Annotated in this window: 29 protein-coding genes, 1 pseudogene and 1 riboswitch; of the genes and pseudogenes, 5 read left to right on the top strand and 25 right to left on the bottom strand. The window is 38.9% G+C overall.

The window, feature by feature from the left end:
• Positions 1 to 232: 232 nt before the first annotated feature.
• Positions 233 to 553 (top strand): hypothetical protein, encoded by a 321-nt coding sequence (locus tag JCM10596_RS13175; RefSeq protein ID WP_025027535.1) that lies wholly within the window; start codon positions 233 to 235, stop codon positions 551 to 553.
• Positions 554 to 641: 88 nt separating this feature from the next.
• Here the strand turns inward: JCM10596_RS13175 and JCM10596_RS29560 are convergent, their stop codons facing one another.
• A complete protein-coding gene (locus JCM10596_RS29560; protein ID WP_025027534.1) occupies positions 642 to 1,028 on the bottom strand; it encodes a group II intron maturase-specific domain-containing protein in 387 nt (128 codons plus the stop codon).
• 666 nt (positions 1,029 to 1,694) lie between these two features.
• Positions 1,695 to 2,099: a DUF3221 domain-containing protein gene (locus JCM10596_RS13160; RefSeq protein ID WP_025027533.1), complete on the bottom strand. Its 405-nt coding sequence runs from the start codon at positions 2,097 to 2,099 to the stop codon at positions 1,695 to 1,697.
• 305 nt (positions 2,100 to 2,404) lie between these two features.
• Here JCM10596_RS13160 and JCM10596_RS13155 point away from each other — a divergent pair, with 305 nt between their 5' ends.
• Complete coding sequence (locus JCM10596_RS13155) at positions 2,405 to 2,722, top strand: hypothetical protein (RefSeq protein WP_025027532.1); 318 nt, start codon at positions 2,405 to 2,407, stop codon at positions 2,720 to 2,722.
• A 118-nt stretch (positions 2,723 to 2,840) separates the two neighbouring features.
• Here the strand turns inward: JCM10596_RS13155 and JCM10596_RS25445 are convergent.
• The 10 genes and pseudogenes from JCM10596_RS25445 to JCM10596_RS30280 form a co-directional block, all read right to left on the bottom strand.
• Positions 2,841 to 4,114: pseudogene (locus JCM10596_RS25445) on the bottom strand (MFS transporter).
• A 431-nt stretch (positions 4,115 to 4,545) separates the two neighbouring features.
• Positions 4,546 to 5,202 (bottom strand): potassium channel family protein, encoded by a 657-nt coding sequence (locus tag JCM10596_RS25440; protein ID WP_034681318.1) that lies wholly within the window; start codon positions 5,200 to 5,202, stop codon positions 4,546 to 4,548.
• A 177-nt stretch (positions 5,203 to 5,379) separates the two neighbouring features.
• Positions 5,380 to 5,510: riboswitch (cyclic di-AMP (ydaO/yuaA leader) on the bottom strand.
• A 60-nt stretch (positions 5,511 to 5,570) separates the two neighbouring features.
• The gene (locus JCM10596_RS13140) at positions 5,571 to 6,344 is read right to left on the bottom strand and encodes an alpha/beta fold hydrolase (RefSeq protein ID WP_025027531.1); all 774 of its coding nucleotides are present in this window, start codon (positions 6,342 to 6,344) and stop codon (positions 5,571 to 5,573) included.
• A gap of 157 nt (positions 6,345 to 6,501) precedes the next feature.
• Positions 6,502 to 7,809, bottom strand: a complete 1,308-nt coding sequence (locus JCM10596_RS13135) for an esterase/lipase family protein (RefSeq protein WP_148302597.1) — start codon at positions 7,807 to 7,809, stop codon at positions 6,502 to 6,504.
• On the bottom strand, positions 7,752 to 8,120 hold the full coding sequence (locus tag JCM10596_RS13130) for a hypothetical protein (RefSeq protein ID WP_148302596.1): 369 nt from the start codon (positions 8,118 to 8,120) through the stop codon (positions 7,752 to 7,754). The genes JCM10596_RS13135 and JCM10596_RS13130 overlap by 58 nt, the downstream gene beginning before the upstream one ends.
• A 193-nt stretch (positions 8,121 to 8,313) precedes the next feature.
• Positions 8,314 to 8,520 (bottom strand): DUF951 domain-containing protein, encoded by a 207-nt coding sequence (locus tag JCM10596_RS13125; protein ID WP_025027528.1) that lies wholly within the window; start codon positions 8,518 to 8,520, stop codon positions 8,314 to 8,316.
• A gap of 18 nt (positions 8,521 to 8,538) precedes the next feature.
• Positions 8,539 to 9,426 carry a mechanosensitive ion channel family protein gene (locus tag JCM10596_RS13120; RefSeq protein ID WP_369345637.1) on the bottom strand — a complete coding sequence of 296 codons (888 nt, stop codon included), beginning with the start codon at positions 9,424 to 9,426 and terminating at the stop codon, positions 8,539 to 8,541.
• A complete protein-coding gene (locus JCM10596_RS13115) occupies positions 9,423 to 9,692 on the bottom strand; it encodes a putative Se/S carrier protein (protein ID WP_025027526.1) in 270 nt (89 codons plus the stop codon). Before JCM10596_RS13115 ends, JCM10596_RS13120 begins: the two co-directional genes overlap by 4 nt.
• A gap of 42 nt (positions 9,693 to 9,734) precedes the next feature.
• Positions 9,735 to 10,160 carry a hypothetical protein gene (locus tag JCM10596_RS30285; protein ID WP_051541310.1) on the bottom strand — a complete coding sequence of 142 codons (426 nt, stop codon included), beginning with the start codon at positions 10,158 to 10,160 and terminating at the stop codon, positions 9,735 to 9,737.
• Positions 10,161 to 10,189: 29 nt separating this feature from the next.
• Positions 10,190 to 10,783, bottom strand: coding sequence for a hypothetical protein (locus JCM10596_RS30280; protein ID WP_234410502.1), 594 nt, complete (start codon positions 10,781 to 10,783; stop codon positions 10,190 to 10,192).
• A 102-nt stretch (positions 10,784 to 10,885) separates the two neighbouring features.
• On the opposite strand from JCM10596_RS30280, the gene yyaC reads away from it, so the two are divergent.
• Together yyaC and JCM10596_RS13100 are read left to right on the top strand one after the other, a co-directional pair.
• On the top strand, positions 10,886 to 11,494 hold the full coding sequence (yyaC, locus tag JCM10596_RS13105; RefSeq protein ID WP_051541308.1) for a spore protease YyaC: 609 nt from the start codon (positions 10,886 to 10,888) through the stop codon (positions 11,492 to 11,494).
• Between the two features lie 140 nt (positions 11,495 to 11,634).
• Positions 11,635 to 12,828, top strand: coding sequence for an aminotransferase-like domain-containing protein (locus tag JCM10596_RS13100; RefSeq protein WP_025027524.1), 1,194 nt, complete (start codon positions 11,635 to 11,637; stop codon positions 12,826 to 12,828).
• Between the two features lie 150 nt (positions 12,829 to 12,978).
• On the opposite strand, the gene JCM10596_RS13095 is transcribed toward JCM10596_RS13100, so the two are convergent.
• The 13 genes from JCM10596_RS13095 to rpmH form a co-directional block, all read right to left on the bottom strand.
• Positions 12,979 to 13,701 (bottom strand): DUF554 domain-containing protein, encoded by a 723-nt coding sequence (locus tag JCM10596_RS13095; protein WP_025027523.1) that lies wholly within the window; start codon positions 13,699 to 13,701, stop codon positions 12,979 to 12,981.
• 32 nt (positions 13,702 to 13,733) lie between these two features.
• The gene (locus tag JCM10596_RS13090) at positions 13,734 to 14,897 is read right to left on the bottom strand and encodes an aminotransferase class V-fold PLP-dependent enzyme (RefSeq protein ID WP_025027522.1); all 1,164 of its coding nucleotides are present in this window, start codon (positions 14,895 to 14,897) and stop codon (positions 13,734 to 13,736) included.
• 117 nt (positions 14,898 to 15,014) lie between these two features.
• Positions 15,015 to 15,866, bottom strand: a complete 852-nt coding sequence (locus JCM10596_RS13085; protein WP_025027521.1) for a ParB/RepB/Spo0J family partition protein — start codon at positions 15,864 to 15,866, stop codon at positions 15,015 to 15,017.
• Positions 15,859 to 16,620 carry a ParA family protein gene (locus JCM10596_RS13080; protein WP_025027520.1) on the bottom strand — a complete coding sequence of 254 codons (762 nt, stop codon included), beginning with the start codon at positions 16,618 to 16,620 and terminating at the stop codon, positions 15,859 to 15,861. The genes JCM10596_RS13085 and JCM10596_RS13080 overlap by 8 nt, the downstream gene beginning before the upstream one ends.
• Positions 16,621 to 16,698: 78 nt before the next feature.
• The gene (gene noc, locus JCM10596_RS13075; RefSeq protein ID WP_025027519.1) at positions 16,699 to 17,526 is read right to left on the bottom strand and encodes a nucleoid occlusion protein; all 828 of its coding nucleotides are present in this window, start codon (positions 17,524 to 17,526) and stop codon (positions 16,699 to 16,701) included.
• A 132-nt stretch (positions 17,527 to 17,658) separates the two neighbouring features.
• A complete protein-coding gene (gene rsmG / locus JCM10596_RS13070) occupies positions 17,659 to 18,375 on the bottom strand; it encodes a 16S rRNA (guanine(527)-N(7))-methyltransferase RsmG (protein WP_025027518.1) in 717 nt (238 codons plus the stop codon).
• Between the two features lie 12 nt (positions 18,376 to 18,387).
• The gene (gene mnmG / locus JCM10596_RS13065; protein ID WP_025027517.1) at positions 18,388 to 20,277 is read right to left on the bottom strand and encodes a tRNA uridine-5-carboxymethylaminomethyl(34) synthesis enzyme MnmG; all 1,890 of its coding nucleotides are present in this window, start codon (positions 20,275 to 20,277) and stop codon (positions 18,388 to 18,390) included.
• A gap of 34 nt (positions 20,278 to 20,311) precedes the next feature.
• Positions 20,312 to 21,688 carry a tRNA uridine-5-carboxymethylaminomethyl(34) synthesis GTPase MnmE gene (gene mnmE / locus JCM10596_RS13060; RefSeq protein ID WP_025027516.1) on the bottom strand — a complete coding sequence of 459 codons (1,377 nt, stop codon included), beginning with the start codon at positions 21,686 to 21,688 and terminating at the stop codon, positions 20,312 to 20,314.
• Between the two features lie 144 nt (positions 21,689 to 21,832).
• The gene (jag, locus tag JCM10596_RS13055) at positions 21,833 to 22,531 is read right to left on the bottom strand and encodes an RNA-binding cell elongation regulator Jag/EloR (RefSeq protein ID WP_025027515.1); all 699 of its coding nucleotides are present in this window, start codon (positions 22,529 to 22,531) and stop codon (positions 21,833 to 21,835) included.
• Positions 22,528 to 23,307: a membrane protein insertase YidC gene (gene yidC / locus JCM10596_RS13050; RefSeq protein ID WP_234410506.1), complete on the bottom strand. Its 780-nt coding sequence runs from the start codon at positions 23,305 to 23,307 to the stop codon at positions 22,528 to 22,530. Before yidC ends, jag begins: the two co-directional genes overlap by 4 nt.
• 26 nt (positions 23,308 to 23,333) lie before the next feature.
• A complete protein-coding gene (gene yidD, locus JCM10596_RS28745; protein WP_081792036.1) occupies positions 23,334 to 23,546 on the bottom strand; it encodes a membrane protein insertion efficiency factor YidD in 213 nt (70 codons plus the stop codon).
• 15 nt (positions 23,547 to 23,561) lie between these two features.
• Positions 23,562 to 23,930 carry a ribonuclease P protein component gene (gene rnpA, locus JCM10596_RS13045; protein ID WP_025027513.1) on the bottom strand — a complete coding sequence of 123 codons (369 nt, stop codon included), beginning with the start codon at positions 23,928 to 23,930 and terminating at the stop codon, positions 23,562 to 23,564.
• Between the two features lie 119 nt (positions 23,931 to 24,049).
• Positions 24,050 to 24,184, bottom strand: a complete 135-nt coding sequence (gene rpmH / locus JCM10596_RS13040) for a 50S ribosomal protein L34 (RefSeq protein ID WP_025027512.1) — start codon at positions 24,182 to 24,184, stop codon at positions 24,050 to 24,052.
• Between the two features lie 499 nt (positions 24,185 to 24,683).
• Between rpmH and dnaA the strand changes: the two genes are divergently transcribed.
• Positions 24,684 to 26,042 carry a chromosomal replication initiator protein DnaA gene (gene dnaA, locus JCM10596_RS13035; RefSeq protein ID WP_025027511.1) on the top strand — a complete coding sequence of 453 codons (1,359 nt, stop codon included), beginning with the start codon at positions 24,684 to 24,686 and terminating at the stop codon, positions 26,040 to 26,042.
• The last annotated feature ends 153 nt before the right edge of the window (positions 26,043 to 26,195 follow it).

Here is a 26,195-nt window from a genome sequence, read left to right as displayed (position 1 = left end):
TACCTAAAGAAAAATCGAACCCCTTTCAAGAACGTACGTTCCCCTTAAGTTTACCATAGTTTGCCGGTTTTGTCACAGAAAAAAAAATTCATCTTCCACCTACAGAGGAGGACTTAGCCACGGTTAGAATGGATAAAAAAGTAGATTATTACCAAAATAATAGATTGACTTAACCCTTCCTTATTGTATAATAATAGTGTAGTTTGAAATTAAAGGGAGGATGTGTTAAGTAATGGTAACAAAGGTATCAAAATTATTTTTAGTACTTGCTTTACTAGTATCATTCGCTTCCGTACCCGTATTTGCTAACGAAGATGAAACAGAAGATGAGATTCTATCTCAGTCAGAAACTTTCATCGAATCTACTTCCTGCAAGATTGTAACTCAATGGAGAACTACAGGTGTTTTCATTTTCAAAAAGACTATACAATACAGAGATGAAGAAGGATATCAAGGGACATTGTATTATACTGGAAATTCTATAAGAGTGGATGAGCCTATTAAAGGTTTAAGATCTAGGGAGTATAGCGGAGAAGTTTGTAAAGAAAATTAAGTTAATCGGGTAGGAGGCTAATTATTATTTAATTAGCCGACCTCCCACACCACCATGCGTACCGTCCGGTACATGGCGGTTCCTAAGTTTACGCCAGTGCAGTCTTGAAATAATCCATAAAGAACATGTTGCCTGCTTGTTTTAAGCGAGCATTTGTTACAGAGATACTTAAGAAAAGGCTATTGGCTATCCGCCAATAGCCTTTTCTTGTGCATGCAAATTTAAAAGCTGTGCTATGGTCAAAGTCGAGTTTCCTTAGCATCCTATACCTGGTTCTTACTCGTTTCCATTGTTTCCAGATATACATTCGTAGTTTCCGCCTTAGCCGTTCGTCCGTACCTTTCAGTAACTTTTTCATGTCCACCAGTTTGAAGTAGTTTATCCAGCCTGTTATGAATTGTTTTAGTTTTAACTTCAATTGTTCATACCCTAGACCGTTACTTCTTGCCGTGAGTTCTTTGACCTTTGCCTTCATCTTGTTCACGCTCTTGGTATGAACTCTTAGTTTAATTCCCTCTTTTGTGGGGTAGAATCCACCGACCTTTTGGTCTTTGCAAAGAAAAGCATATCATCCGCATATCTGACAAACCTGATGCCTCTTCGTGTTAGTTCGTGGTCGAGTCATTGAGCATGATGTTACTGCATAGCGGACTAATGTTTCCTTGTACTAGCCCTTCTTTTGTCTCCTCGAATTTCCCTCGATTCATTCCCCCCGCTCTGAGATATTTGTGAATAAGGGAGATAAATCTGCCGTCCTTGATTGTTCTTGAAAGGATTTCAATCATCTTCGATTGATTTACAGTATCAAAAAAATTTCTCCAAATCCATATCAACGAGCATTAAATTGTTTTTTTCTACCATTTTTACTTCTTTGTCATGTTTTATATTCATAACACTTCCCCCTTGAAATTAGAAAATTTGCAATAACTTAAAAGACACTATGTAAAAAGCTTTTTGCTTTCTACACAGTGTCCTTGTTTTTTGCCTAGTCAATTCTTATATATAAAGATTTTTAAACAATTCACTTCCCAAAATATGAGCTTATACTTAGTATAGTATGGAAAAGATACTAATTACATCTTTGCAGACATATCAGACATTACTGTCATTTTTGACACCTTCAATGATACATCAAACTAGTTTAGTGGGAATTGTTTTGTATCAATTCCTTATCAATCTCCATTCGAGTTGGTACTATATACGGTACGCTTTCTTCCATTTCGTTATTGGACCATACATTGACCTTATCACCTACACGAAATGAACCAACGTCCTTATTACTATCTTTGATTTTAACCATAACAAAGTTGTCTATCGAATTCTCCATTAATTCCTCAAATTGTGTTTCTAAAGATTCCTTCTTTGTTATATCCCACATTACTATATAAAAAGAATCGTCTGTATAAGTAGGATCATCTACTTTATACTTTTTTATAATATACCCATTATAAAAAAATCTATCTTGTGAACTATTAATATCTCCTACACAACCTAAAAGAACTAAAATACATAGTATTAAAAGAAACAAAACCGGTGCTTTTTTCATAAATACATCACATCCTATCTATTTCAAAATGCATACTAATCCCAAACCATTTCTATGTGGGTTGTTTCTTAGCTATTCTAATTATACATTTATCCTTACTTTATGGTTGATGAACTTACTATGGTATTTCGCTCTTTTAATCCTTCATAGAAGAATTATAAAGTTACGGTGCTAAAAAACAAAAAAGTTATCTAAGCTATAAATTCATAAAAAGCAGAATATTACCAAATTAATAGATTGACTTAATCCTTCCCTATTGTATAATAATAGTGTAGTTTGAAATTAAAGGAAGGATGTGTTAAGTAATGGTAAAAAAAGTGTCGAAATTATTTTTAGTGCTTGCTTTACTAGTATCATTCGCTTCCGTACCCGTATTTGCTAACGAAAATGAGACAGAAGATGAGATTCTATCTCAGTCAGAAACTTTCACTGAATCTACTTCCTGCAAGATTGTAACTCAATGGAGAGCTACACCTACTGCTTTTTTTAAGAGAAGTGTTCAATACAGTGATGAAGAAGGATATCAAGGAACATTATATTATACTGGAAATTTCAAAATGCATACCCCTTGGAAAGGTGTTGCTACTAGGGAATATAGTGGAGAAGTTTGCAAAGAAAATTAAATAAATCTAAAAAAATTCACCGTTCACAATGAACGGTGAATTTTTTAGCGATCAAACGATAGATTTACCTTTCTAGTAGTATTGAAAGTGGAGATGAAATGATGAAAAGGAGTGAGACCTATTTCGCCACAACCTTCTCCTCTACAATCTGATGACTTGAGTCACTTCTAAGTGACCAAATAACAACAGGAATTAATAATAGAGAAAGAATACCTCCAGCAAGCGAGAGGGTTGCAAAACTAGAGTGAGCAACCACCATTCCAGATAACGCTCCACCTGATGCCCCTGCTAGCGCAATGAGGACATCTACAGTTCCTTGTGTTTTTGCCCGATTGGCAGGATCTGTGGCATCCACAATAAGTGCTGTACCACTTATTAACCCAAAATTCCAACCAAGCCCCAAGAGAGCAAGGGCTGTGATCATTCCTAGCATAGATCCAGGAGGAGAAACAGCAGCGAGAATACCCGATAGCAATAAAGTAATACCTGAGGCTATCGCCATCACAGTACGTCCTACCTTATCCACGAGAATACCCGTCACAAGAGAAGGCAGATACATAGCACCGACATGAATCCCAATGACAATTCCTATCTCCCTCAATCCATGTCCATGATGTCCCATATGTACAGGGGTCATGGTCATAATAGCAATCATGACAATTTGGGTCAGAACCATCATTGTCGCTCCAACGATGATGCCTCGTTCTTTTAGAATTAACTCTTTAAAGCTTCTTGTAGGAGGGGCTATTTCCTCCCTTTTCTGCACATCCGAAATGGCTTTTGCCACGATGAAAGGATCTGGGCGTAGAAAGACGAGAAGCACAACTCCAGCAAGGATGAAAGCCGTAGCTGCTAAAATAAATGGACCAGCAAGAGCTGGAACACCAATTGATAGTGCAAATCTCCCCATCACATCAACTAAGTTAGGCCCTGCTACCGCTCCAAAGGTGGTCGAAACCATAGCGATACTAATGGCTGTAGCACGCTGGTTGATTTTGCTAAGTCTGTCCCTGCATAACGTGCTTGTAAATTGGTCGCTGTTCCTGCTCCATAGATGAAAAGAGAAAAAAGAAGAAAAAAGATACTATTAATGAGCGCTGCTATGACAACACCAATCGCTCCAATTCCCCCAGCTAAGAATCCCAAAGCAAGACCGAATCGACGTCCAAAACGTTGAGAAAGTCGCCCTACAAGAAAGGCAGCTCCAGCAGAACCCAGCGTAAACAAAGCTGCCGGAATTCCAGCAAAGCTATCCGTACCTAACATATCTTGTGCCAGAAGAGCTCCCACTGTGATACCAGCCGCAAGTCCCGCACCGCCAAAAATTTGAGAAATCACAACAATGATTAATGTTCGTCGATATAACTGCTGTTGCTTTTCTGAGGAATCAATATACTCTTGATATTTATTTACCTGACCTGCCTCTTTTGGCGAATCTTCTGTTCCCTTCGTTTTCACTCTTTATCACCTCTCCAAAGATTCTCTATTATATTGTTTATCCTTGAACCTCATTATAGGGTGGACATGGAATTAGGACTATCCCATAAAGCTGGGGCTTCTCGTTTCTTCCCTGTTTCAAAAAACAACTCCCTTCCATCATTTTACTTATTTCAACATATTATATAATGTTTAAGCTGATATCTCCATTGAAATGCTTCGGGGCTCCAAATATCCTTCAAACCGTTGTTTTCCCTATTGTTGTGCAATAAAAAGCTACATGTAAATCAATTGAATTGATCTACATGTAGCTTAGTTGCAGCATGGTCCATTAAATAAAAAACTGAGAAGCTACCAGTATGCTTCCAATGTCTATAGCCCTATTCTCACAGACTTTCCTCAAAATCATTAATGTCTTTATTACTTCCTATGACAACCAAGATATCTCCTTCTTTAATTTCATCCTGTGCCATAGGCGAAATATTAATATCTTCTCCCTCTGACTTAATCGCCATAATATTACACCCAAATTTAGCCCTTATATTAAGTGTTAAGAGGGTCTTGCCGATCATATTCTGACTTGCTTTTATTTCAACTAAGCTATAATCGGGTGACAGCTCGATAAAGTCTAACACATTCTCAGAAATAAGGTGATGAGCAATCCTCATACCCATATCTCTTTCTGGATGAATCACTCTTGTTGCCCCAATCTTGGTTAATACCTTCTCATGGTAATCGTTTTGGGCTTTTACAGTGATATAGGGTACGTCTAGATCCTTTAATATTAACGTTGTTAAGATACTGGCTTGAATATTATCTCCAATCGCCACAATGACATGATCAAAGTTTCTTAAACCTATTTCACGCAAGGCAATTTCATCGGTGGAGTCTAGTTGAACGGCTTGTGTCACGAGATTGGCATACTGACTGACCCTATTTTCATCACTATCAATCGCTAAGACCTCATGTCCCATTTCACTTAATGTTTTACAGATGCTTCCTCCAAAGCGTCCTAGCCCAATGACGGCAAATTGTTTTTTCATTATGTTCTCTCTCCTCTGCCTTTCTCTTTTGCACAATAAAAACACAGTAGAGGATTCTGTGTTTCCAAACAAAGAATCACTCTGGAAATATTCTTTTTTTATAATACCCTTAAATAACTTTTTCTTATTTTTTGCATAACAAAAACACAGAAGAGATTCTGTGCTTTAAAAACAAGAATCACCTCTCCTTTTACGCTGACGGAGTTAGCTGACGGATTAGGAAGAAAAGAGTCTCCCCCTCAAATAATGAGGCTCACCCCAATAAATTGGTTCCCCCGTTCCCTTTAGGGATTAAGCGGTTAGATGAATAAAGTATGTAGTAATGAAATTGATTATACTCCTCTAATCAAGATAAAACAATAACTTTTCTAATTACCTTTCCTTAAATCATCTAGCAGTGTTCCCTGTTTGAACCAACCCTCAATAAACTTATTAAACAATTTGGGGTTTGCTAGAGAAAATCCATGACCTACTTTAGGGATAACGACTCCCTTGCAATTTGAGTTACTGTTTGTTATATCGACAAGAGATTTTTTCATTATTCTTTTTTCTTTTTCCCCTACTGTGACTAATATTTTGCTCTTTGCCTTCTTGAAGGTTTCGGGAATGGTGAATGACATATTTTCCTTCATTATTCTCTCGAAATCATCTTTAGTTAGTCTACAACTTTCTTGATAATATGTTTCAAAGTACTTTTGGTCTATGTACATTGATCTTGCCTGGAGTTTTGAAAATGTTCTATTTTGGATCAGCGGATAGGTTATCATTAATGATTTAATAAGAATGTTGGCAAAGGGGATGGGTCTAACTAAGGCACTATTAATAATAGCGCTATCTATTAAAGTTGGTTTCTTACTTAGGATGGCAATTAGAATTTGTGCTCCTAGCGAAAAACCAACTACATGAATCTGCTTTCCGTTCGCTTTTTCCTCTATCAATTCTATAATGCTTTGTGCACTCTGATCTATAGAAAAAAAGTGGCTTCTACTTTTCCCGTGATCAGGTAAGTCTGGAACTAAACAGTGGTAGCTAGAGAAATATTCAACTTGTTTATCCCACATCCAACTACTAACCCCTCCCCCATGAATAAACACCAACAATGGAGCATTTTTGTTGCCATGTTCTATATAATGTAAACTCATTTTCTCACCCCATCTCTATATTCTTCTTAATTATACAATGTTGGTAATGAAAAAGATTTATACTCCTCCAAAAATTAAAAATCAATAGGTCTAGAAAAAAAGTCAAATAAAGAACCCAGATCTAGAAAAAGACCTGGGATTCACGAATATATTCAATTTAAAATGCTTGCCCCTGCTCATTTACATAGATGGATTTAATAATCGTCCTCTCAAATATAGCTCCTTCTGGTGTCATTCCCTTAAGATCAAGTGTCATATTATAAATTCCTGCCTCAGTCGATGCCGGAAGGGTAAACAGCGTTGTTGGTTTGCTTTCCGTTCTTACCTCTTCTTGCATCACAATCCCTTGCTGCTCGTAAGCTCCTTCTCTATCGGGAACAAAGCGTACATAATAAGAGATTTCAATCTCTTCACCTAACCAGCTAGGCTCATGATTTCCTCCCTGCATGCTCACCTGCTCAAGCTCAATCGAAAGCTGCCAGTTCTTTTTATCCCCTATATCCTTTAATTGAATCTGATCTGAAAAGTCTGAATGGTAGGTCACAAGTAACCCGTAGGCTGAATCTTCATGAGATAATCCGCGTACCCTCCATTCTCCTTGTTGGGGTTGCTCCATTTCTACTACATGATGATAAGCTCCGGCAAAAATACTATCTTCCTGCTGTTGAATAGAAAAAGTAACAGGAACTTTTTTCTGATCAGGTCCATATACTTCAAGCTCCTTTAGTGGATGAGCACTCAAGAAGTTGATCGAGATTTTCTCTACATCGTTTTCGACATGGAACCTCTCCTCTGCTTCCCCTCTCATTTCCCCACCTCGGACAAGCACATTCGTCGACACCCAATCGGATGCGACTGGTTCAATGTAGCTTTCTTGGTGTCGCAGTAATTCTTCTAATTCGTTCATCTCATTTTCCTCACTTGATGTCTGATAAGGCATTAATCTTGAAAGAAAGACATTAAATGTATTTCTCCCATTAAAGACATTTAAATGATGCCAGCTTCCAAGACCTAGCTCTGGTGCATACCCTAAGCGTGTACTTGACACGGGAACCACCCCATCACTGTCAACCCCCATATAGAGGCCTCCATACCAGGTTGGGTAATAGATGGGTCCCCAGCTATTACCTGCAATTGTATAATATCGCGTTTTAGAGCGTGCCCAATGAGAATCTGTTTGTGCTCTGAAGTTTTGCATATACCCTGTCTGTAAGCTATATACTGCCTCATTCCTAGTTCCTAGTAATGTAGATAAGAACCATAACCAATCATTGTAGGCTAAATCAGCTAATGGGCTGCCATAGTGCGGAGAGCCTATGGTAATGACTTTGCTTACTAAATCCTGCTTTCCATAGTGAACCAGCGCCGTTTGGGTATCAATTCCACCCTTGCTATAGCCCACCACCACTAATCTTCTCTGACCATTAAAGTGATCATGGATTCTCTGTAACTGTCCAGCCAGCATGGCACCATTATTCCAATTATTTTAGGGTATCCCCCAGAATCGTGCAGCTCGACGAAGGCTGTCTGATACCCAGCGTTTTTAGCCAAATGATACATGTTATCGAAGATGTACCAAATGCTCGCTGAATTATTTAGACCTTGCACAAAAACAACAACAGGCTTTGACAAATCATCGTTCCATCCAGCTGGAGTTTCACCTAAATAGACAGCTCCCGGATCTCCATACAAACCAAATACGATGGGGAAAATACTTCCCGCCTGCGTACTCGGTACGATAGGCATGATACTCACGACTAAAAAAACAACAAGCACAAACAACCTTATCCCTTTCTTACACAAATAAACCAACCACCCTTTATTTTTATTAAAAGAAAGCGCTTTCTTCTGTACCTATATATTCAGGGCGGATACACAACATGACATATACTTCAAATTAATATGAATATTTTTACAATTGAAAGAGGCAAAAAAAAAAGGGAGTTTTTCTCCCTTTCCCAACAACACTCTATGATTCCGAACTATCTGCGGATTCCAATACTTTTTTCAGTTTTTTTTCAAATTTAGATCTAGGAATAAGCACACTATGCTCACACCCCATACACTTGATCCGAATGTCCATACCTAGACGAATCACCTTCCAGCGGTTCGTACCACAGGGGTGTGCTTTCTTCATCTCAACAATATCATGTAATTGGAATGGCTTACGCTCCAATTGAGTTCCTCCTCAATCTTACTCTTCTCTTCTATACGTTACCAAACGTGGATATGGAATTTCAATCCCTTTTTCGTCAAACCGATCTTTAATCTTCTTTCTAAGATTTCGAGCAATGGCCCAATGCGTCATAGGCTTACATTCTGCCGCTACTCGCAGAATAACCTCTGAGGCAGCTAAGTCCTGAACGCCAATGATCGTCGGAGGAGCTACCATGTTCTCTTCCTGCTCATAGATTTCCGCTAGAATTTCTTCTAAGACCTGTTCTGCATGACTAATTTTCTGCTCATAAGCAATCCCTATATCCAGAACCATCATGGAGTTTTCCTTAGAGAAATTGGTCACTTCTGTAATAGATCCATTAGGAAGCATGTGAACCTGCCCTGTCCATTCTTTGATCTTGGTGATTCGCAATCCAATCTCTTGCACGGTTCCTTGATATTTTCCGGTCCCGATAAAATCCCCTACAGCAAATTGGTCTTCATATATGATAAAAAAGCCTGTAATCACATCCCGCACTAAGTTCTGTGCTCCAAAGCCAATCGCGAGCCCCAGAACGCCTGCACCCGCTAAAAGAGGAGCAAGCTGAAAATTAAGCTCTCCTAAAATAAGCAGAATAGCGATAAAATACACCACATTTTTAATAATATTATTCACTAGGGAGGTGAGTGTCTTGCTTCTTTTTTCTGTTAGTGATACAGGTCCCGTCATTCGTTCTTGAAATACTTTTTCTACTGCTTTTCTGGTCACTGAAACAATGACTCTAGCAACAATATAAATCGCAATAATCTTGACACTGACCACTCCGATTGTTACCCACAGGTTTGTATCGGTAATAAACTGATAAGCGGTAGTAAGCAAATGCTGCATCCAGTGATAGCCATCTTGTACCAAGGGTTCCTTCACTCCTTCTCTGCTGATAGTAATAGATAGTTCCCTTTTTCGTATTTGAAGAAACCTCTTATTTCTACTTGCTCTTCGACAATGGTTTTGCTGACGAGAGGATAATCGTCCTTTTGAAAAGCAATCGATATGGCACAGCCCGCCGTAATTTCCTTCGGAGTGGGTTGCGTATCTATCTCTAGATCAAGATAATCTAACAGCATTTCGGCTCTAAGGGCTTGCTGTGTTGAGTCAAAAGCAATTAAATACTGACTTGGATCTCTGCTCATCAGGGTTCCTCCAACAATTATTCTCCAACAATACCCTCTATTCTACCTTATTTTTTTCATCTTAGCCATCGGATAGAGTAAGATCATCGCTAGAATAAATAAATTTAAGACCCCGTACAAAGGATAGAGAACTCGAACAAGATTAGAGAAACCAAATTTGGTTAAGGGAATGATAAGAAGAATAATCAAGCCTGCCAACAACCACTGAGGGAGATTACTATTTTCTTTAAAACGAGAAACCAGTCCAAAGATCCCACTTACAGCTGTCGTATAAATGGCTAACCATAAAACAAAGGTCACACCAAGCAGCAATCCTTCAGGTAAATATCTTAAAATCGCGAATAAAGGAACTTCAAATAAAGCAATTTCATGCGTAATTAATAGAAGAGATTGATTGTATAGAAAAGCGATAGAACACAATCCAATCGCACTAAAGACACTGGCAAGCTTAATTTCATTCGGCTTCATCCTTGCTCCGACAGCAGACAATACAGCTATCAAGGGTAGGATATTAAGGGCAGTAAAAGCGATGGAAGATGGCAATATTTTTGAATCGAGTCCCCCTCTCCCCCTTGTCCATAGCCTCCCCATAAAAAAAGAGCACACACAGCCACCAAGGTCACAAGCAAAATAGGGATAAGAATGCCATTCAGTGACATGATTCCTTCAACGTCTCTTAAAAAAACGAGAATAACGAAGATCCCCATTATACTCACACCCATCCAATAAGAAAGTGACCAATATTCCAAGGTCGCTCCACTCCCGGCAAACATGACCACCGTCGTCGATAATAGATAGAGGAAAATAAGGAGATCATACACGATGCTTGCCTTCTTTCCAATCAACTCCTGTAGCACAGCCACATAATGAGGCGCTTGAAGCTGATGACTAATCGATAAAATAATATAACAGCTTACAGAAAAGAGCAGCATGGACAGTACAATAAAAAAACTGCTTCCTTCCCCATAAGAAGAAAAAAACTCCCATATCTCTCTTCCCGAAGCAAAACCGGCTCCGATGGTTGTCCCAATAATCAAAAAAGCGACCTTCAGCCCATTAAAAAATGGTGACCCTTTCAGCACCCAATTCATTCCCCCTTTCATTGACGCATGAATATTATAGACTAAGGCGTATATTTTCCAATATTTATCCGTATACTGTTAAAGATTTAGATCTTGATAAGGAGGCTTTTTATGATTAATAATATAGAACAGACTCCTCCTGCTCCCCTTTTTCGTGATTCCTATCAAAACAACCGGATGGTAGAAGGACTCTCCTATCACTTATACTCCACTCTATTATCTAAGATAGATTTTTATGACATCATTTTTGTCTGCATAGGAACAGACCGATCCACAGGTGATGCATTGGGACCTATTGTTGGTTCAAAACTACAGAAGCTCTACCCTGAGAATGTGACAGTGTACGGTACGCTAGATGAACCTGTTCATGCGATGAATCTTGAAGAAACGATCCTAATGATTAAACAAAAGCACCGCTTTCCATACATTATTGCCATTGATGCCTGCTTGGGAGAATTAAAAAGTGTCGGCATGATTACTCTGGCTGAGGGACCTCTTAAGCCTGGAGCTGGCGTGCAGAAAAAACTGCCGGAGATTGGAGATATTCATATCACGGGTATTGTGAATGTTGGTGGATTTATGGAATACTTTGTCTTGCAAAATACTCGTCTATCCATCGTTATGAAAATGGCTGACAAAATAGCCACCTCCATCTACTATGCAACAGTTCATTTGAATCGAAAAACCGGAACAATTAAACCCAAAGAACTCCCTTCGTAATGATTAGTGAAAATACTCATAAAAAATCTCAAAAAAAGCAAGACAAACCTTGCTTTTTTGTTATATTCATTACATTACTAATTTTTCGTCATTTGTCAGATAAAATATTCAGAATAATCAAATAAAGGAGTAGGGAAACCGTGCCGTATTCATTTGCTAAAAGATCTCGAAATATTACATCTTCTGCTGTTCGTGACATACTTAAAATTATTGACAAGGGTAACATCATTTCTTTTGCAGGAGGGTTACCTTCTGAGGATTTTTTTCCTGTAGAGGTGATTAAGGAGTCCTTTGATAAAGCTTTTCTATCCGGAGCAAAATCTCTGCAATACGGTCTGACGGAGGGCTATATCCCCTTACGAGAACAGATTGTAGCTCGCTTAGAAAGGAAGAAAAAGATTTATACACATGTTGATAACCTGCTCATTACAACAGGATCTCAACAAGCCATTGACCTTTTTGCTCGTACCATGCTTGATGCTGGGGATGTTGTCTTAACTGAAAACCCTACCTATTTAGCAGCTAATCAAGTATTTGGTTCTTACGAGGCAAGGATTATTCCTGTCCTCTCAGACGAAAATGGAATGTTTCCTGAAGATCTTGAACAGAAAATTAAGCAATACCAACCAAAGTGTATTTATGTTGTACCTACCTTCTCTAACCCAGTCGGGAAAGTCTGGTCGGAAGCTAGACGTAAAGCTGTGTTAGAAGTAGCCCAAAGACATCATATTGTTATCCTTGAGGATGATCCTTATGGTGAAATACAATTTACTGATGAGCAAATTTACCCTATAGCTGCCTATGATACTGAAGGTTCCACAGTCCTCTATACCAGTACGTTCTCTAAGACAGTAGCTCCCGCTGTACGTACAGGATGGATCACAGGACCCTTGGAGATCATTAAAATGATGGCACAATTTAAACAAGCAGCCGTTCTCCATTCCAATTCGCTCTCTCAGCACGCTCTGTATTTCTTATTGCGTGACTTTGAATTAGATCAACATATTCAAGTGATAAGAGATGAGTATCAGCAGAGGATGCAAATCATGAATCAACTCCTGTTAGAAGCGGATATTGAGGACCTGCGCTTCGCTACTCCTCAAGGAGGCATGTTCTTCTGGTTGGAGCTTCACCCATCTATCAACACAACAGATTTACTTGCCATTGCTGTACAAAAAGGAGTCGCTTTTGTTCCAGGAGCCCCCTTCTATGTGAATGATCCTGAACAGCATACCTTACGCCTTAACTTTAGCCATTCTACTCCAGAAAAGATCAAGGAAGGAATCCACATCCTTACTGAAGTATTGAAAGAGGAAATGGCGGTCAAAAGGTAGCTCCTTTCCCTTCTCTAAAAAAAGACCTGGTTTCACTTGATGAACAGGAGCACTCTCCTCCCCTCATCTTTTGTGAAATCCAGGTCTTTTTTGCTTTATTTTTATCATTTGATCTAATGGTCTAATCATTTATCCTTTATTACTTGTTTTTTATAACATAAGCTGAATATAGTACACAGCAGCAGTTAATAGAACAGCAACCAATAAGGAAGGAAGCAGATTTCCTACTTTTAGCTTCGTCACTTCTAGCATATTTAAGGCAATTCCTACAATCAGAATCCCACCTGTTGCCGTAATATCCTCTATGATTCTTTCGATTAATTGAGGTTCAACAAACTGATTTATGTAGGTTGCACCAAGAGCCATGATTCCCTGATACAAGAAAACGGGAATGGCGGAAAAGACAACACCGATGCCAAGCGTGGAAGAAAAGATGATCGCGGTAAAGCCATCTAGAAATGATTTGGTATACAACACATTATGATCCATTCTCAAACCACTATCGAGTGCACCAATCACTGCCATCGCTCCTATACAATAAATCAATGTGGTGGTGACAAAGGCTTTGGCTATATTTCCTTTTTTCTTCTTCCCTACCTTGCTTTCAATCCACTGTCCTAATTTCTCTAACTTCTTCTCTAATTCAGCCCATTCTCCCCATACCCCACCTAGGACAAGGCTAAATAGAACAATTAAAAAGTATTCACTCTGTACACCCTTCAGCGCCATATTCAATCCCAAGACAAGGATCGCTACAGCAATGGCTTTCATAATCGTATCTTTCGTTTCTTGCTTAATATTGGTGAAAACTTGTCCTAATAAACCTCCAACAATAATAGCGATTGTATTGACAATAACCCCTGCTAGCACCATGCTATGATTTCTCCTCTTTACTCTCTATGATTTTATGTCGTTGCTACGCTTTTACTAATCTCTTTTACGGCAACAATCAACTGATCAATTTCTTCTAAGGTATTAAAGTAGCCAAAACTGATTCGAACCGCACCTGATTCAATGGTCTGAATGGCTTGATGCCCAAGCGGAGTACAATGCATCCCTGCCCTCGTCGCAATACCAAAATGCTGATCAAGGATAAAGGAGCACTCTTGTGCATCCATTCCTTTAATATTAATAGGAATGACTGGCGCTCTCTCCACTTCCTCATCAGGACCATAGATAATCACTTGTTCTATTTTTTTAAGCTCCTGAAGGGCATACTGCGTTAAGCTTCGTTCATGCTCCCATATCGTATCGATTCCTTCTTGCATGACAAAATCTAAGCCTGCCTTCCATCCTGCAATTCCGGGCGTATTGACCGTACCTGATTCGTAGCGATCTGGTCGAACAGTAGGTTGGTCAATAGATTCGGATTGACTTCCTGTCCCACCATGAACCAGAGGAAGGAGATCAATGTCTGGGGAGATATAAAGTCCTCCTGTTCCTTGAGGCCCATACAATCCTTTATGCCCTGGAAAGGCTAATAAATCAATATTCATTTCTGAGATATGAATGGGGATGCTCCCTGCTGACTGTGAGGCATCCACTAGAAATGGGACTTGATGTTGCTTAGCTAAATGTCCTATCTCTGTTACAGGCAGGATGCTCCCAGTTAAATTAGACACATGAGTACAGACTATTAATTTGGTCTTGCTATGAATGAGCTTTTCTACTTCATCTAACGGAATATGACCATTATGATCTGGTTCTATATAGCTTACTTGCACACCATACTCCCTATGAATAAACTCCAGCGGACGTCGGACAGAATTATGCTCATACGTTGTAGAAATAACATGATCTCCCTCTTGCCACCTAAAGCCCTTAATCACCTGATTTAAAGCTACAGTGGCATTGGAAAAGAACACGATATTGGTCGGGTCCTTAATTCCAAATAGTTTGGCTAGTGCCGCTCTTGTTTGAAAAACAACACGACTTGCTTTTAAGGAAAGCTGATGCCCTCCTCTACCTGGATTAGCTCCATACTCCTTTACAGCTTCCAGCATTGCCTCTCCTACCCCTTCAGGCTTTGGCCATGTAGAAGCAGCATTATCAAAATAGATCATACCTATTCATCACCTATTTTCTGAAAAAACACTCCCTACCACTTCTATCATTAATCATGATAAAAGAGTAGGCAGTGTTTTTCTATTTTTTCGCTTATCCTTAGATCCTTAAGCTGATATCCTTTATGATTCTCTATTTAACAGTTCAATAATCCGTTCTAAATCTTCATCAGAAAAGAAGTCTATTTCGATTTTCCCCTTCTTTTCTCCCTTTTTGATTTTCACAGAGGTTCCTAACGAGCTTTTTAATCTATCCTCATAACGGGTAATAAATACATCTGCTGGATTTTTAGATTTTAATTTTTTTGTTTCACGTGAAACATTTTCTAATTTTTGTATTGTGAGCTCAAGCTGACGAACACTAAGTCCTTCATCAATGCACTTCTTAGCTAGCAGTAATAATTTTTTTCGATCTTTAATTCCTAACAGTGCCCTAGCATGTCCCATTGACAATGTTCCACGTGAAACATATTCCTGAACATTCTCAGGTAGCTGTAGTAATCTCAAGATATTGGCGACATGAGGACGACTTTTTCCTACCTTCTGAGCCAATTCATCCTGAGTTAATTTAAAACGATCCATTAATTTATGATAGGCAACCGCTACTTCAATGGCATTCAAGTCTTCGCGTTGAATATTCTCAATTAAAGCAATCTCCATCACTTGATTTTCTGTTAGGTCTTTGACAACCGCTGGAATCGTTTTTAAATTGGCTTCCTTGGAGGCTCTAAAGCGCCTCTCCCCTGCAATAATTTCATACCCTTTGATACTTTTCTTAACTATAATAGGTTGAATCACGCCATGCTCTAAAATTGATTGCTTTAATTCTTCAATGGCATCAGCAGCAAATTCTTTCCGTGGTTGATAGGGGTTGGGTCTGATTTCTGTCAGGTTAATTTGAATGATTTTCTCGTCTTCCGTAATTTCTAACGAAGGAAATAGGGCATCTAATCCTCTTCCTAAACGTTTAGACATGACTAATCACTTCCTTAGCCAATTCTAGGTATACCTCAGCTCCTTTTGATCTAGGATCATAAGAAATGATCGATTGTCCATGACTGGGAGCTTCACTTAATCTCACATTTCGTGGAATAATGGTTTGGTATACTTTATCCTGAAAGTATTTCTTCACCTCTTCAATGACTTGAATCCCTAAGTTCGTTCTGGCATCCAGCATCGTCAATAAAACACCTTCGATCAGCAAATTTGTATTGAGATGCTTTTGGACAAGACGGATCGTATTTAATAACTGACTAAGTCCTTCTAAGGCATAATATTCGCATTGTATGGGAATTAATACTGAATCAGCAGCTGTTAAGGAGTTAATGGTTAAGATTCCTAATGAAGGAGGACAATCTATTAAGACAAAATCATATCCATCGCTGACTGTTTGTAAGGCTTTTTTCAAGCGTATCTCTCGTGAAATGGTGGGGACTAACTCAATTTCTGCACCCGCAAGTTGAATTGTAGCTGGAATAATAGAGAGTCCTTCAATACTTGTTTGAATCGTTGCATCTTTGGGACTTACTTCATTAATTAAAACATCATAGATACAATAGGGAGCATCTGCTTTATTTACACCTATTCCACTTGTGGTATTTCCTTGGGGATCAATATCGACTAACAATACTTTCTTTCCTAATGTTGCTAAGCTAGCTCCTAAGTTAATGGAAGAGGTTGTCTTTCCAACACCACCCTTTTGATTAGCTATAGCAATAATCTTTCCCATTATTATTTCACCTCATTATATTCAGGTTCTTCTTGATGTAGATTAGCGCAAACAATGGCGGCCTAAGCCGCCATCGTCTTACTTTTTAGGTACTTTAATCGTAAATTCATAATAATCTTCATGGTCTTTTTCATCTGTTTCAATATGCAAGCCGCTTTTGACTACCATATCAATGGATTGACGAATGGTATTCATCGCAATCCTCATATCTCTTGAAAAAGCTTTTCTTACTTGTTTCTTCTTGGTATCTTCTTTCTTATTAAAAAATTGTTCTATTCTATCCTCTGTTTGCTTTACATTTAGATTTTTTTCAATAATTTCTAATAAGAAGCTTTTCTGTAGCTCTGGTTCTTTCAATATCAACAAAGCACGAGCATGACGCTCTGTAATCAATCTCTTTCTTAAAGCATCATGACACTCTTCTGGCAAATGAAGAAGCCTTAGCTTGTTAGCAACCGTCGATTGCCCCTTCCCTAATCTCTGAGCTAAGCTTTCTTGAGTTAAGTCATGTAATTCAATCAATTTCTGATAAGCATAAGCCTCTTCTATTGATGTTAGCCCTTCCCGTTGTAAGTTTTCTATTAAGGCAACAGAAGCAGATTGGGTATCATTCAAATTCCGGATAATTGCGGGAATTTCCTCTAGACCAAGCTTGCGACAAGCCCTCCAACGGCGTTCCCCAGCAATAATTTCATATTGATCATTATCGCTTTCACGTACAACAATCGGTTGAATAATTCCATGTGTTCTTATTGTTTGGGCTAATTCATCTATTTTTTCATCATCAAAAATAGTACGTGGCTGATAGCGGTTGGCAACGATCTTCTGAACCGGAATATGCTTGACCTCTTCAACTTCGTGTTTTTCTACAGCTAGACCAAAAAAACGAGAAAATTGTTCTCTCATATGGCTTACACCACCTATGCTATTACTCCATATTAACATTCTCCATTTTAACACATTTTCCTGCAAAAAAAATAAAATGTTCCACGTGAAACATTTTATTTTTTATAATAAAAGAACTTATTCTACTAGAGTCTATACAATAGGTTGTTTATTTGGAATTCCAGGCTTTCTCGGATATTTTTTAGGGCTTTCCTTTATTTTATCAATGACGATAATTGTTCTGTCAGCTTCCTCTTCAGGTAATTGAAAGGTAGATACTTTCTGAATGCTCCCACCAAGGATTTGAATCGCCTTCTTGGCTTCAGAAAGCTCATCCTCCCCCTTCATACCTTTCATTCCAATAAAATGCCCTTCCTTCTTCACAAGAGGTAGACAAAGCTCACTTAAAATATTTAAGCGAGCGACAGCTCTTGCCATCGCTACATCATATTGCTCTCGATGCTCTTTTTGCTGAGCAAATTCCTCTGCTCTGCTGTGAAAGAACTGGGTATTTTTAAGCCCTAATTGTTCAGCAAGATGATGCAGGAATTGGATTCGTTTATTTAAGGAATCGACAATGGTAACCTTTAAATGAGGAAAACAAATTTTAAGGGGCAAACTAGGGAATCCCGCTCCTGCCCCCACATCTACAATAGAATAGTCAGGTGTAAAGTCAAAATAAAAGGCTGCTGAGATCGAGTCAAAAAAGTGTTTTAAATATACTTCTTCTTGACTCGTGATCGCAGTTAAATTCATTTTTTCGTTCCATTCTACAAGTAAAGAAAAGTAAAGCTGAAACTGATCTAATTGCTTTGCTGAAAGGATAATCCCTTTTTCACTCAATCCGGTACGAAAAGCTTCAATATTCATCTCGACGACTCCTTATACTTTCACTCTGTTCATCTGCTCAAGGTAAATAAGCAGGATGGAAATATCAGCAGGTGTAACTCCAGAAACACGAGAGGCTTGAGCGATATTTAACGGCTTCACCATCGACAATTTTTCACGTGCTTCCTTCGCTAAGCCAGAAATGGAGTGATAATCAAGATCTTCAGCTAGCTTCTTGTTTTCCATGTTTTTTAGTTTCTCTACCTGTAATAACTGCTTATCAATATATCCTGCATATTTGACCTGTATTTCTACCTGTTCCTTGACTTCCTTTGGTAAATCCTTTTCAGAACGAGAGATCATTTCAATTTCTTTATACGTAACCTCTGGTCTGCGCAACAAGGTCAGTAAATCGTAGGCATTGTTTAATTCCTTTGAACCAACAGAACGAAGAATCTCTTGCGTCTTTTCATCAGGTCGTGCTTTAACCTGAGATAAGCGTTCAATTTCTTCTTCAATGAATTTCTTCTTCTCTACAAACTTCTGATATCTCGCCTCTTTGATGAGACCAATTTCATACCCTACCTCTGTTAAGCGTAGATCTGCATTATCGTTCCGTAGTAATAAACGATATTCAGCTCTAGAGGTTAATAAACGATAAGGCTCTCTCGTTCCCTTCGTCACTAGGTCATCAATTAATACTCCTATATAGGCTTGAGAGCGATCTAGAATCAATGGGTCCTTCCCCTGAACCTTGAGGGCGGCATTAATTCCTGCCATTAAGCCTTGACCTGCTGCTTCTTCATAGCCACTTGTTCCATTAATTTGACCAGCAGTAAATAGGTTTTTAATTCGTTTCGTTTCCAGCGATGGCCACAATTGAGTGGGGACAATTGCATCATATTCAATGGCATAGCCTGGACGCATCATTCTGCAATTTTCTAAGCCACTAATCGAGCGTAGGATCTTCAATTGAACATCCTCAGGTAAGCTTGTAGACAAGCCTTGCACATAAACCTCTGAGGTGCTCCTTCCCTCTGGTTCTAAGAAGATCTGATGCCTTGGCTTATCATGAAAGCGAACGATCTTATCTTCAATAGAAGGACAATATCGCGGTCCCGTTCCTTCAATTGTTTTAGAATCCCCATACATAGGAGAACGAGAAAGGTTATGATTAATCACTTGGTGTGTTTCATCGCCTGTGTATGTTAACCAGCATGGTAGCTGGTCATTCGTCCGAAAATCAGTCGTTTCATAGGAGAAAGCTAAGGGTTTATCATCCCCTGGCTGAATCTCTGTTTGACTATAATCAATACTGTCAGCATGAACTCTAGGAGGAGTACCTGTTTTAAAACGAACTAAGTCAAAACCAAGCTCCTCTAGATGCTGAGATAAACGAATCGAAGGCTGCTGGTTATTCGGTCCGCTTTCATAAGCAAGCTCACCTAATATGATTTTTCCTCTTAGATAGGTTCCTGTCGTTAAAACCACTGTCTTAGCAACATATTCTGCTCCAGTTTTTGTCACAACCCCTTTACAGACCCCATCTTCTACAATAAGCTCTTCCACCATTGCCTGACGCAAGGTTAGGTTAGGCTCCTTCTCAATGGTTTCCTTCATCATTTGCTGGTACAGAAACTTGTCTGCTTGAGCACGAAGAGCCTGTACAGCGGGTCCCTTGCCGGTATTTAATAGGCGGATTTGAATATAGGTTTTATCAATATTCCTGCCCATTTCTCCACCTAGAGCATCAATTTCACGTACAACATGCCCTTTAGCCGGTCCACCCACTGAGGGATTACAAGGCATATAAGCCACAGCGTCTAAATTAATGGTCAATAGCAATGTCGAGCTGCCCATTCTTGCTGCTGCTAACGCTGCTTCGCACCCTGCATGCCCCGCTCCAATGACGATGCAATCAAATTCTTCCCCACGATATCTCATTCCCATTCCTCCTTATGCACATCATGTCTACTTTCTATTTTCCTAAACAAAACTGTGAGAACAATTGATCAATCAAACTTTCACTTACCGCATCTCCAATAATTTCGCCAAGCAGCTCCCAGGTTTTCTGTATATCAATTTGAGCAACATCAATCGGAACTCCCATCGAGATTCCTTCAATCGCTTCTTCAATGGAACGCTGTGCCTGTTTTAATAGGTAAATGTGTCTGGCATTACTGACGTAAGTCATATCTCCTAATTCCATTCCACCAGAAAAATACAAATCAGCAATGGCTTGTTCTAATGCTTCGATGCCTTCTTCCTCTTTTAAAGAAGTCGTAATAATCGTTTTTTCAGGGACCAAGGCTTTTACCTCTCCTAAGTCTATTTTCTGCGTTAAATCGGTCTTATTCACAATTATAATCGATTTTCTCTCTTGAACCAATGACATCAACTGACGATCTTCCTCTGTCAATTCTTCATTATAATTGAGAACCAAAAGCACCAAGTCTGCCTCATGAATCACTTTTCGAGATTTTTCGACACCAATTTTTTCGACAACATCCTCCGTTTCTCGAATTCCAGCTGTATCAAGCAGCTTCAATGGAACGCCTCGAACAGTAACATACTCCTCAATCACATCTCGAGTCGTACCTGGTATATCTGTGACGATTGCCTTGGACTCATGAACTAAGGTATTCAACAAGGATGATTTCCCCACATTAGGTCTGCCGATAATCGCGGTAGAAAGCCCTTCACGTAATATTTTTCCTTGGTCAGCAGTTTGTAATAATCGCTCAATTTCAAGGCGAACAGTCGTACATTTCTCCAGCAGAAATTGATGCGTAAATTCCTCTACATCATGCTCAGGATAATCAATGGTCACCTCAATGTGAGCCAAGGTTTCAATCAGATCTTGTCGTAATTTAGTGATTAGCTTAGATAGTCTTCCCTCTACCTGCTGCAAGGCAATATTCATTGCTTTATCAGACTTAGCACGAATCAGATCAATAACAGCCTCTGCTTGAGAAAGGTCCAACCTTCCATTTAAAAACGCCCGTTTCGTAAATTCTCCTGGCTCTGCTAATCTCGCTCCCGCATCTAATATATATTGAAGCACTCTCTTGACAGAAACAATTCCTCCGTGACAATTAACCTCTGCAATATCTTCACGAGTAAAGGTTCTGGGTGCTCTTAAAACAGAAACCATCACCTCTTCAATTTTTTGTCCACTCTGTGGATCAATTAAATATCCATAATGGATCGTATGACTATCCACAGTGGATAATTTGTCTTTCCCTTTAAATAACTTATCCACAACTCCGATGGCTTCAACACCACTCACCCGAATGATCGCGATCCCGCCTTCTCCCATAGGAGTTGAAATTGCCGCTATTGTATCTAAATTCATTTCGAATCACCTCAAGTTTTCCACAACACATCATCATTATTAAGGGTTCCCCTAAACAAATAGAATAACACATATTTCCTCTGATGCAAAAGAAAAAAGAGCCTTCCTAGTAGGAAAGCTCTCACTCAAAACAGATGATTATTATTATTCAAGATGCTTGGATTGTCTAGGGAATACAACAATACGCCGATTGTTTCCTTCACCTTGGCTTTTCGTGCTGATCCCAGCGTACTCCTGTAAGTGGGTGTGGATAATTTTTCTCTCCGCTGGATTCATTGGTTCAAGTACCATCTTTTCTCCTGAGCGAACAACTTTTTTTGCCACTCGATCTGCGAGTTGTTCAAGGGTTTCTTGACGTCTCGCCCGATAATTCTCAGGGTCAATCACAATTCTTACATAATCCTTGGAATAACGATTGGCAACTAAGTTAGTAAGATATTGTATAGAATCAAGGGTTTGCCCACGGCGACCGATCATTAGACCGATCCCCTCGCCCTGAACGTTAAAAATCGTATGCTCTTCCCTTGGCTCGACTGTAACACGTACACTCAACCCCATTTGAGAAAGAATCGTTTCTAAGAAGTGCTTTGCTTCTTCAAGCCAATCCTTATCTAACAATGATTCCTCTTGTTCAACAGCAGCAGCAGCTTGGCTCTGAGATTCTTGAACGACTTCCTTTACTTCTACTTCAACAACAGCTTGTTTTGAACCAAATCCAAAAAACCCCTTACTAGGCTCTTCGATCACACGAATGTTGACTAAATCCTCGCTAGTTTGTAACTGACTTAGAGCCGACTTCACAGCTTGTTCTATCGTTTTCGCCGTCACAGTCACTTTGCTCACTTAGCAGCACCCTCCTGATTTAATTTATACATATCTTTCATAAAATAGGTTTGTGCAATGGTAAATAAATTTCCGACAACCCAATATAAAGATAGTGCCGATGCGAAGCTAATCGCAAAAATTAAAATCATAATAGGCATGACATAAAGCAGAATTTGCATCTGCGGATTATTATTCATACTCCCCATCATTTTGGTTTGGAAATACGTCGTAATCCCCGCTAAAATTGGCAAGATGTAATATGGATCTGGACTTCCTAAATCAGGTAGCCATAAAAACGAATGGCTAGCAATCGAACCATTTCTCATAATGGCATGATAGAAAGCAATGAGAATAGGCATTTGAACTAAAATAGGCATACATCCTGCAAATGGATTGACATTATGCTTTTGGAATAATTTCATCGTTTCCATTTGCATTTTTTGTTGATCATTTTTAAATTTTTCACGAATCTTCATCATTTCAGGCTGAAGCATTTGCATCATTTTCGAGCTTTTGATTTGCTTAATCATCAGTGGCAATGTAAGCAATCTCAATAAAATCGTAACAACAACAATAGACCAGCCATAACGATCGAAGCCTCGATCCTCTGTAGGATTAAAGAGTATGGCAAAATAATCAAGAGCATAGGATAAAGGATAGACGAAGTATTTATCCCATATTCCACGATCCTGCCATGTTTCCATTTCAATGGTTTCTTCAAAGCTACAACCTGTAGCGATCATTGAAAAAGCAATTAACATGAGCACAAGTAAAATCTTACGTGACAATACGATTCCTCCTAACACTGTTCGGCTCCTCATTATGGAACACGGTCAATCCCTCCGCGGTGGAATGGATGACACTTTATGATTCTTTTTAGTGCTAAAAAACCGCCTTTTACTGCCCCATATTTAGAAATAGCTTCATAGGCATATTGAGAACATGTGGGCATAAATCGACAAGATGGTGGTTTTAGAGGAGAGAGAAATCGGCGATAGAAAGTAATCATTGCTAAGAATAATTTCTTCAAGATTTCTTCACTCCTTCGCTATGTAGCACTACCATGTATATGCCTAACCTTCTTATATAATCTAGCTTTCTTCAATAAATGAATCACACTCGATTGTAACTCTTCCAATCCAAGGTCTGCAGCTGGCTTTCTGACAATCAGTATGAAATCATAGCCTTTTGGGATACGATCCTTTTCCGCTCGGACAGCTTCCTTTAGTAATCGTTTTATTTTATTACGGATGACAGCATGTCCAATCTTCTTACTGACTGAAATACCCAGACGAAACTCAGGAGTATCAGGGTTTGGCATATAATAAAGAACTAATTGTCGGTTCGCAATGGAGCTCCCTCTTTTAAATACATGCTGAAAATGCTCATTCTTTTGTAGACGATGGCTTTTTTCCATAATGATCCTCCCGAGATTCAATTCCTTACGTTTCTAGTCTAACTGTAAAGCGAACCCCGTAAACACCACTTTTTTATTTTACCTAAAAATGAGAAAAAAGACCACTGAGATTCAGTGGCCTATGCAGATAAAACTTTTCTTCCCTTTTTACGACGACGAGCAAGTACTTTTCGACCATTCTTAGTACTCATTCTCGCACGGAAACCATGCACTTTTTTGCGCTTACGATTATTTGGTTGAAATGTTGGTTTCATCTATGACACCTCCCCTTGGAGAAAAAACTTCACTTCTTTAGACATTCTCATCTATTATAAGAAGCTTTTTGAAAAAAGTCAATCTCCTTTTTCCTTTTTATGATTGTGCATAAGTTTTCAACAGCTGTCGACAGGAATCAACATTCTATTCACAACCTATAAACAAAATATAGTACTGTGAATAAAATTTGACCACAACATGTACACCTTGTGGATAACTCAAATAAAACCATTGAATTCAATGGTTCTTTCTGTTATGATTATGATACTTTCATGATGTGGATAAGAAGATTTAACTCTGATTTATCCACACGTGTGGACAACTATGTGGACATCTTTTGCACAATGTGAATAACACTTACCCACATTTTCCACAATAACCTACAAAAGTCGCGTTGTTACCCGTAGTGACTTTATTTTTTTGTACACACAATGATTACTTAATGTATATGCATGACGTCCTACATTATGTGTTTTTTTTAAGAAAGGAAACAAAAGAATGGAAAATTTAAACGATTTATGGAGTCAAACTCTAGGTGAAATCAAAAAAAAGCTAAGCAAACCTAGTTTTGATACGTGGCTAAAATCGACCAAAGCTTCTTCTCTTAAAGGAGATCAGTTAGTCATCACTGCTCCCAATGAATTTGCAAGAGACTGGTTAGAGTCTAGATACCTCAATCTTATATCTGAAACGATTTTTGATTTAACTGGTTCTGAGCTGACCATTAAGTTCATCATCCCTCAAAACCAGCAGGTTGAGGATCTTGATCTTGAACTCGCTTTCCAAAAAAATAAGCAAATGGAACAGCAAGCTCAAGCGGAAGAAAATCATCAGAGCATGCTAAACCCAAAATACACCTTTGATTCTTTTGTTATTGGAGCTGGAAATCGCTTTGCTCATGCTGCCTCACTCGCTGTCGCCGAAGCACCAGCTAAAGCCTATAATCCACTTTTTATCTATGGTGGCGTTGGGCTAGGAAAAACGCATCTGATGCACGCTATAGGACAATATATTGTCGAACACAATCCAAAAGCCAAAGTAGTCTATCTCTCCTCAGAAAAATTTACGAATGAATTTATTAACTCGATTCGTGATAACAAAACGGTCGAGTTTCGTAATCGTTATCGGAACATCGATATCTTATTAATTGATGATATTCAATTTCTGGCGGGCAAAGAACAGACACAAGAAGAATTTTTCCATACCTTTAACTCTCTTCATGAGGAAAGTAAACAAATTATTATCTCAAGCGATCGTCCGCCGAAGGAAATCCCTACATTAGAGGATCGTTTGCGCTCTCGATTTGAATGGGGTTTAATCACAGATATTACTCCTCCTGATTTAGAAACGAGGATTGCGATCTTACGAAAGAAAGCAAAAGCAGAAAACTTGGATATCCCGAATGATGTGATGGTTTATATCGCGAACCAAATTGATACCAATATCCGTGAATTAGAAGGCGCCCTGATTCGTGTCGTAGCGTATAGTTCTCTAGTAAATCAGGATATGAATGCGGAGCTAGCGACCGAAGCGCTGAAGGACATTATTCCAAATAGTAAACCTAAAATGATTACCATCTATCGTATACAGCAAGTTGTTTCCGATCATTTTGGACTGAAAGTAGAAGAATTTAAAGCCAAGAAGAGAACCAAAGCCGTAGCCTTCCCCAGACAAATTGCCATGTATCTATCTAGGGAGCTAACAGATGCTTCTCTCCCCAAAATTGGAGAAGAATTTGGAGGGCGCGACCACACAACCGTCATCCATGCCCAAGATAAAATCAAAAAAAGCATTCAAACGGATACACATATTCAAAAAACAATTCAATCTCTGATTGAGATCATCAAAAATTCATAAATGAACATGTGTATAACAAAGAAAGCCTGTACACAAGATATCCACATGTGTATAAGCTTTCTTTTCCTTTCTTCAAGGGCTTTCCCACATATCCACAGCCCCTACTACTACGATTATATTATTTTATGATAAATATATAGGATTATGCTAAAA

It is taken from the genome of Caldalkalibacillus mannanilyticus JCM 10596 (genome assembly GCF_000615945.1).
Taxonomy (GTDB): domain Bacteria; phylum Bacillota; class Bacilli; order Caldalkalibacillales; family JCM-10596; genus Bacillus_AT; species Bacillus_AT mannanilyticus.
Note: the sequence above shows the minus strand (reverse complement) of the source record. Positions and strands in the feature narration are given on the sequence as shown.

Excerpts from the sequence above, each read along its gene's own strand:
- noc (WP_025027519.1), bottom strand. The coding sequence starts at position 17,526 with ATGAGAGAACAATTTTCTCGTTTTTTTGGTCTAGCTGTAGAAAAACAC.
- JCM10596_RS30280 (WP_234410502.1), bottom strand. The coding sequence starts at position 10,783 with ATGAATTGGGTGCTGAAAGGGTCACCATTTTTTAATGGGCTGAAGGTC.
- rsmG (WP_025027518.1), bottom strand. The coding sequence starts at position 18,375 with ATGAATATTGAAGCTTTTCGTACCGGATTGAGTGAAAAAGGGATTATC.
- dnaA (WP_025027511.1), top strand. The coding sequence starts at position 24,684 with ATGGAAAATTTAAACGATTTATGGAGTCAAACTCTAGGTGAAATCAAA.
- rnpA (WP_025027513.1), bottom strand. The coding sequence starts at position 23,930 with ATGGAAAAAAGCCATCGTCTACAAAAGAATGAGCATTTTCAGCATGTA.
- mnmE (WP_025027516.1), bottom strand. The coding sequence starts at position 21,688 with ATGAATTTAGATACAATAGCGGCAATTTCAACTCCTATGGGAGAAGGC.
- rpmH (WP_025027512.1), bottom strand. The coding sequence starts at position 24,184 with ATGAAACCAACATTTCAACCAAATAATCGTAAGCGCAAAAAAGTGCAT.
- JCM10596_RS29560 (WP_025027534.1), bottom strand. The coding sequence starts at position 1,028 with ATGAAGGCAAAGGTCAAAGAACTCACGGCAAGAAGTAACGGTCTAGGG.
- JCM10596_RS25440 (WP_034681318.1), bottom strand. The coding sequence starts at position 5,202 with ATGAAAAAACAATTTGCCGTCATTGGGCTAGGACGCTTTGGAGGAAGC.
- JCM10596_RS13155 (WP_025027532.1), top strand. The coding sequence starts at position 2,405 with ATGGTAAAAAAAGTGTCGAAATTATTTTTAGTGCTTGCTTTACTAGTA.
- JCM10596_RS30285 (WP_051541310.1), bottom strand. The coding sequence starts at position 10,160 with ATGAAGCCGAATGAAATTAAGCTTGCCAGTGTCTTTAGTGCGATTGGA.
- JCM10596_RS13115 (WP_025027526.1), bottom strand. The coding sequence starts at position 9,692 with ATGAGCAGAGATCCAAGTCAGTATTTAATTGCTTTTGACTCAACACAG.
- yyaC (WP_051541308.1), top strand. The coding sequence starts at position 10,886 with ATGATTAATAATATAGAACAGACTCCTCCTGCTCCCCTTTTTCGTGAT.
- JCM10596_RS13135 (WP_148302597.1), bottom strand. The coding sequence starts at position 7,809 with ATGCTGGCTGGACAGTTACAGAGAATCCATGATCACTTTAATGGTCAG.
- JCM10596_RS13080 (WP_025027520.1), bottom strand. The coding sequence starts at position 16,620 with ATGGGAAAGATTATTGCTATAGCTAATCAAAAGGGTGGTGTTGGAAAG.
- JCM10596_RS13175 (WP_025027535.1), top strand. The coding sequence starts at position 233 with ATGGTAACAAAGGTATCAAAATTATTTTTAGTACTTGCTTTACTAGTA.
- JCM10596_RS13085 (WP_025027521.1), bottom strand. The coding sequence starts at position 15,866 with ATGTCTAAACGTTTAGGAAGAGGATTAGATGCCCTATTTCCTTCGTTA.
- JCM10596_RS13095 (WP_025027523.1), bottom strand. The coding sequence starts at position 13,701 with ATGGTGCTAGCAGGGGTTATTGTCAATACAATCGCTATTATTGTTGGA.
- mnmG (WP_025027517.1), bottom strand. The coding sequence starts at position 20,277 with ATGAGATATCGTGGGGAAGAATTTGATTGCATCGTCATTGGAGCGGGG.
- JCM10596_RS13140 (WP_025027531.1), bottom strand. The coding sequence starts at position 6,344 with ATGAGTTTACATTATATAGAACATGGCAACAAAAATGCTCCATTGTTG.
- JCM10596_RS13160 (WP_025027533.1), bottom strand. The coding sequence starts at position 2,099 with ATGAAAAAAGCACCGGTTTTGTTTCTTTTAATACTATGTATTTTAGTT.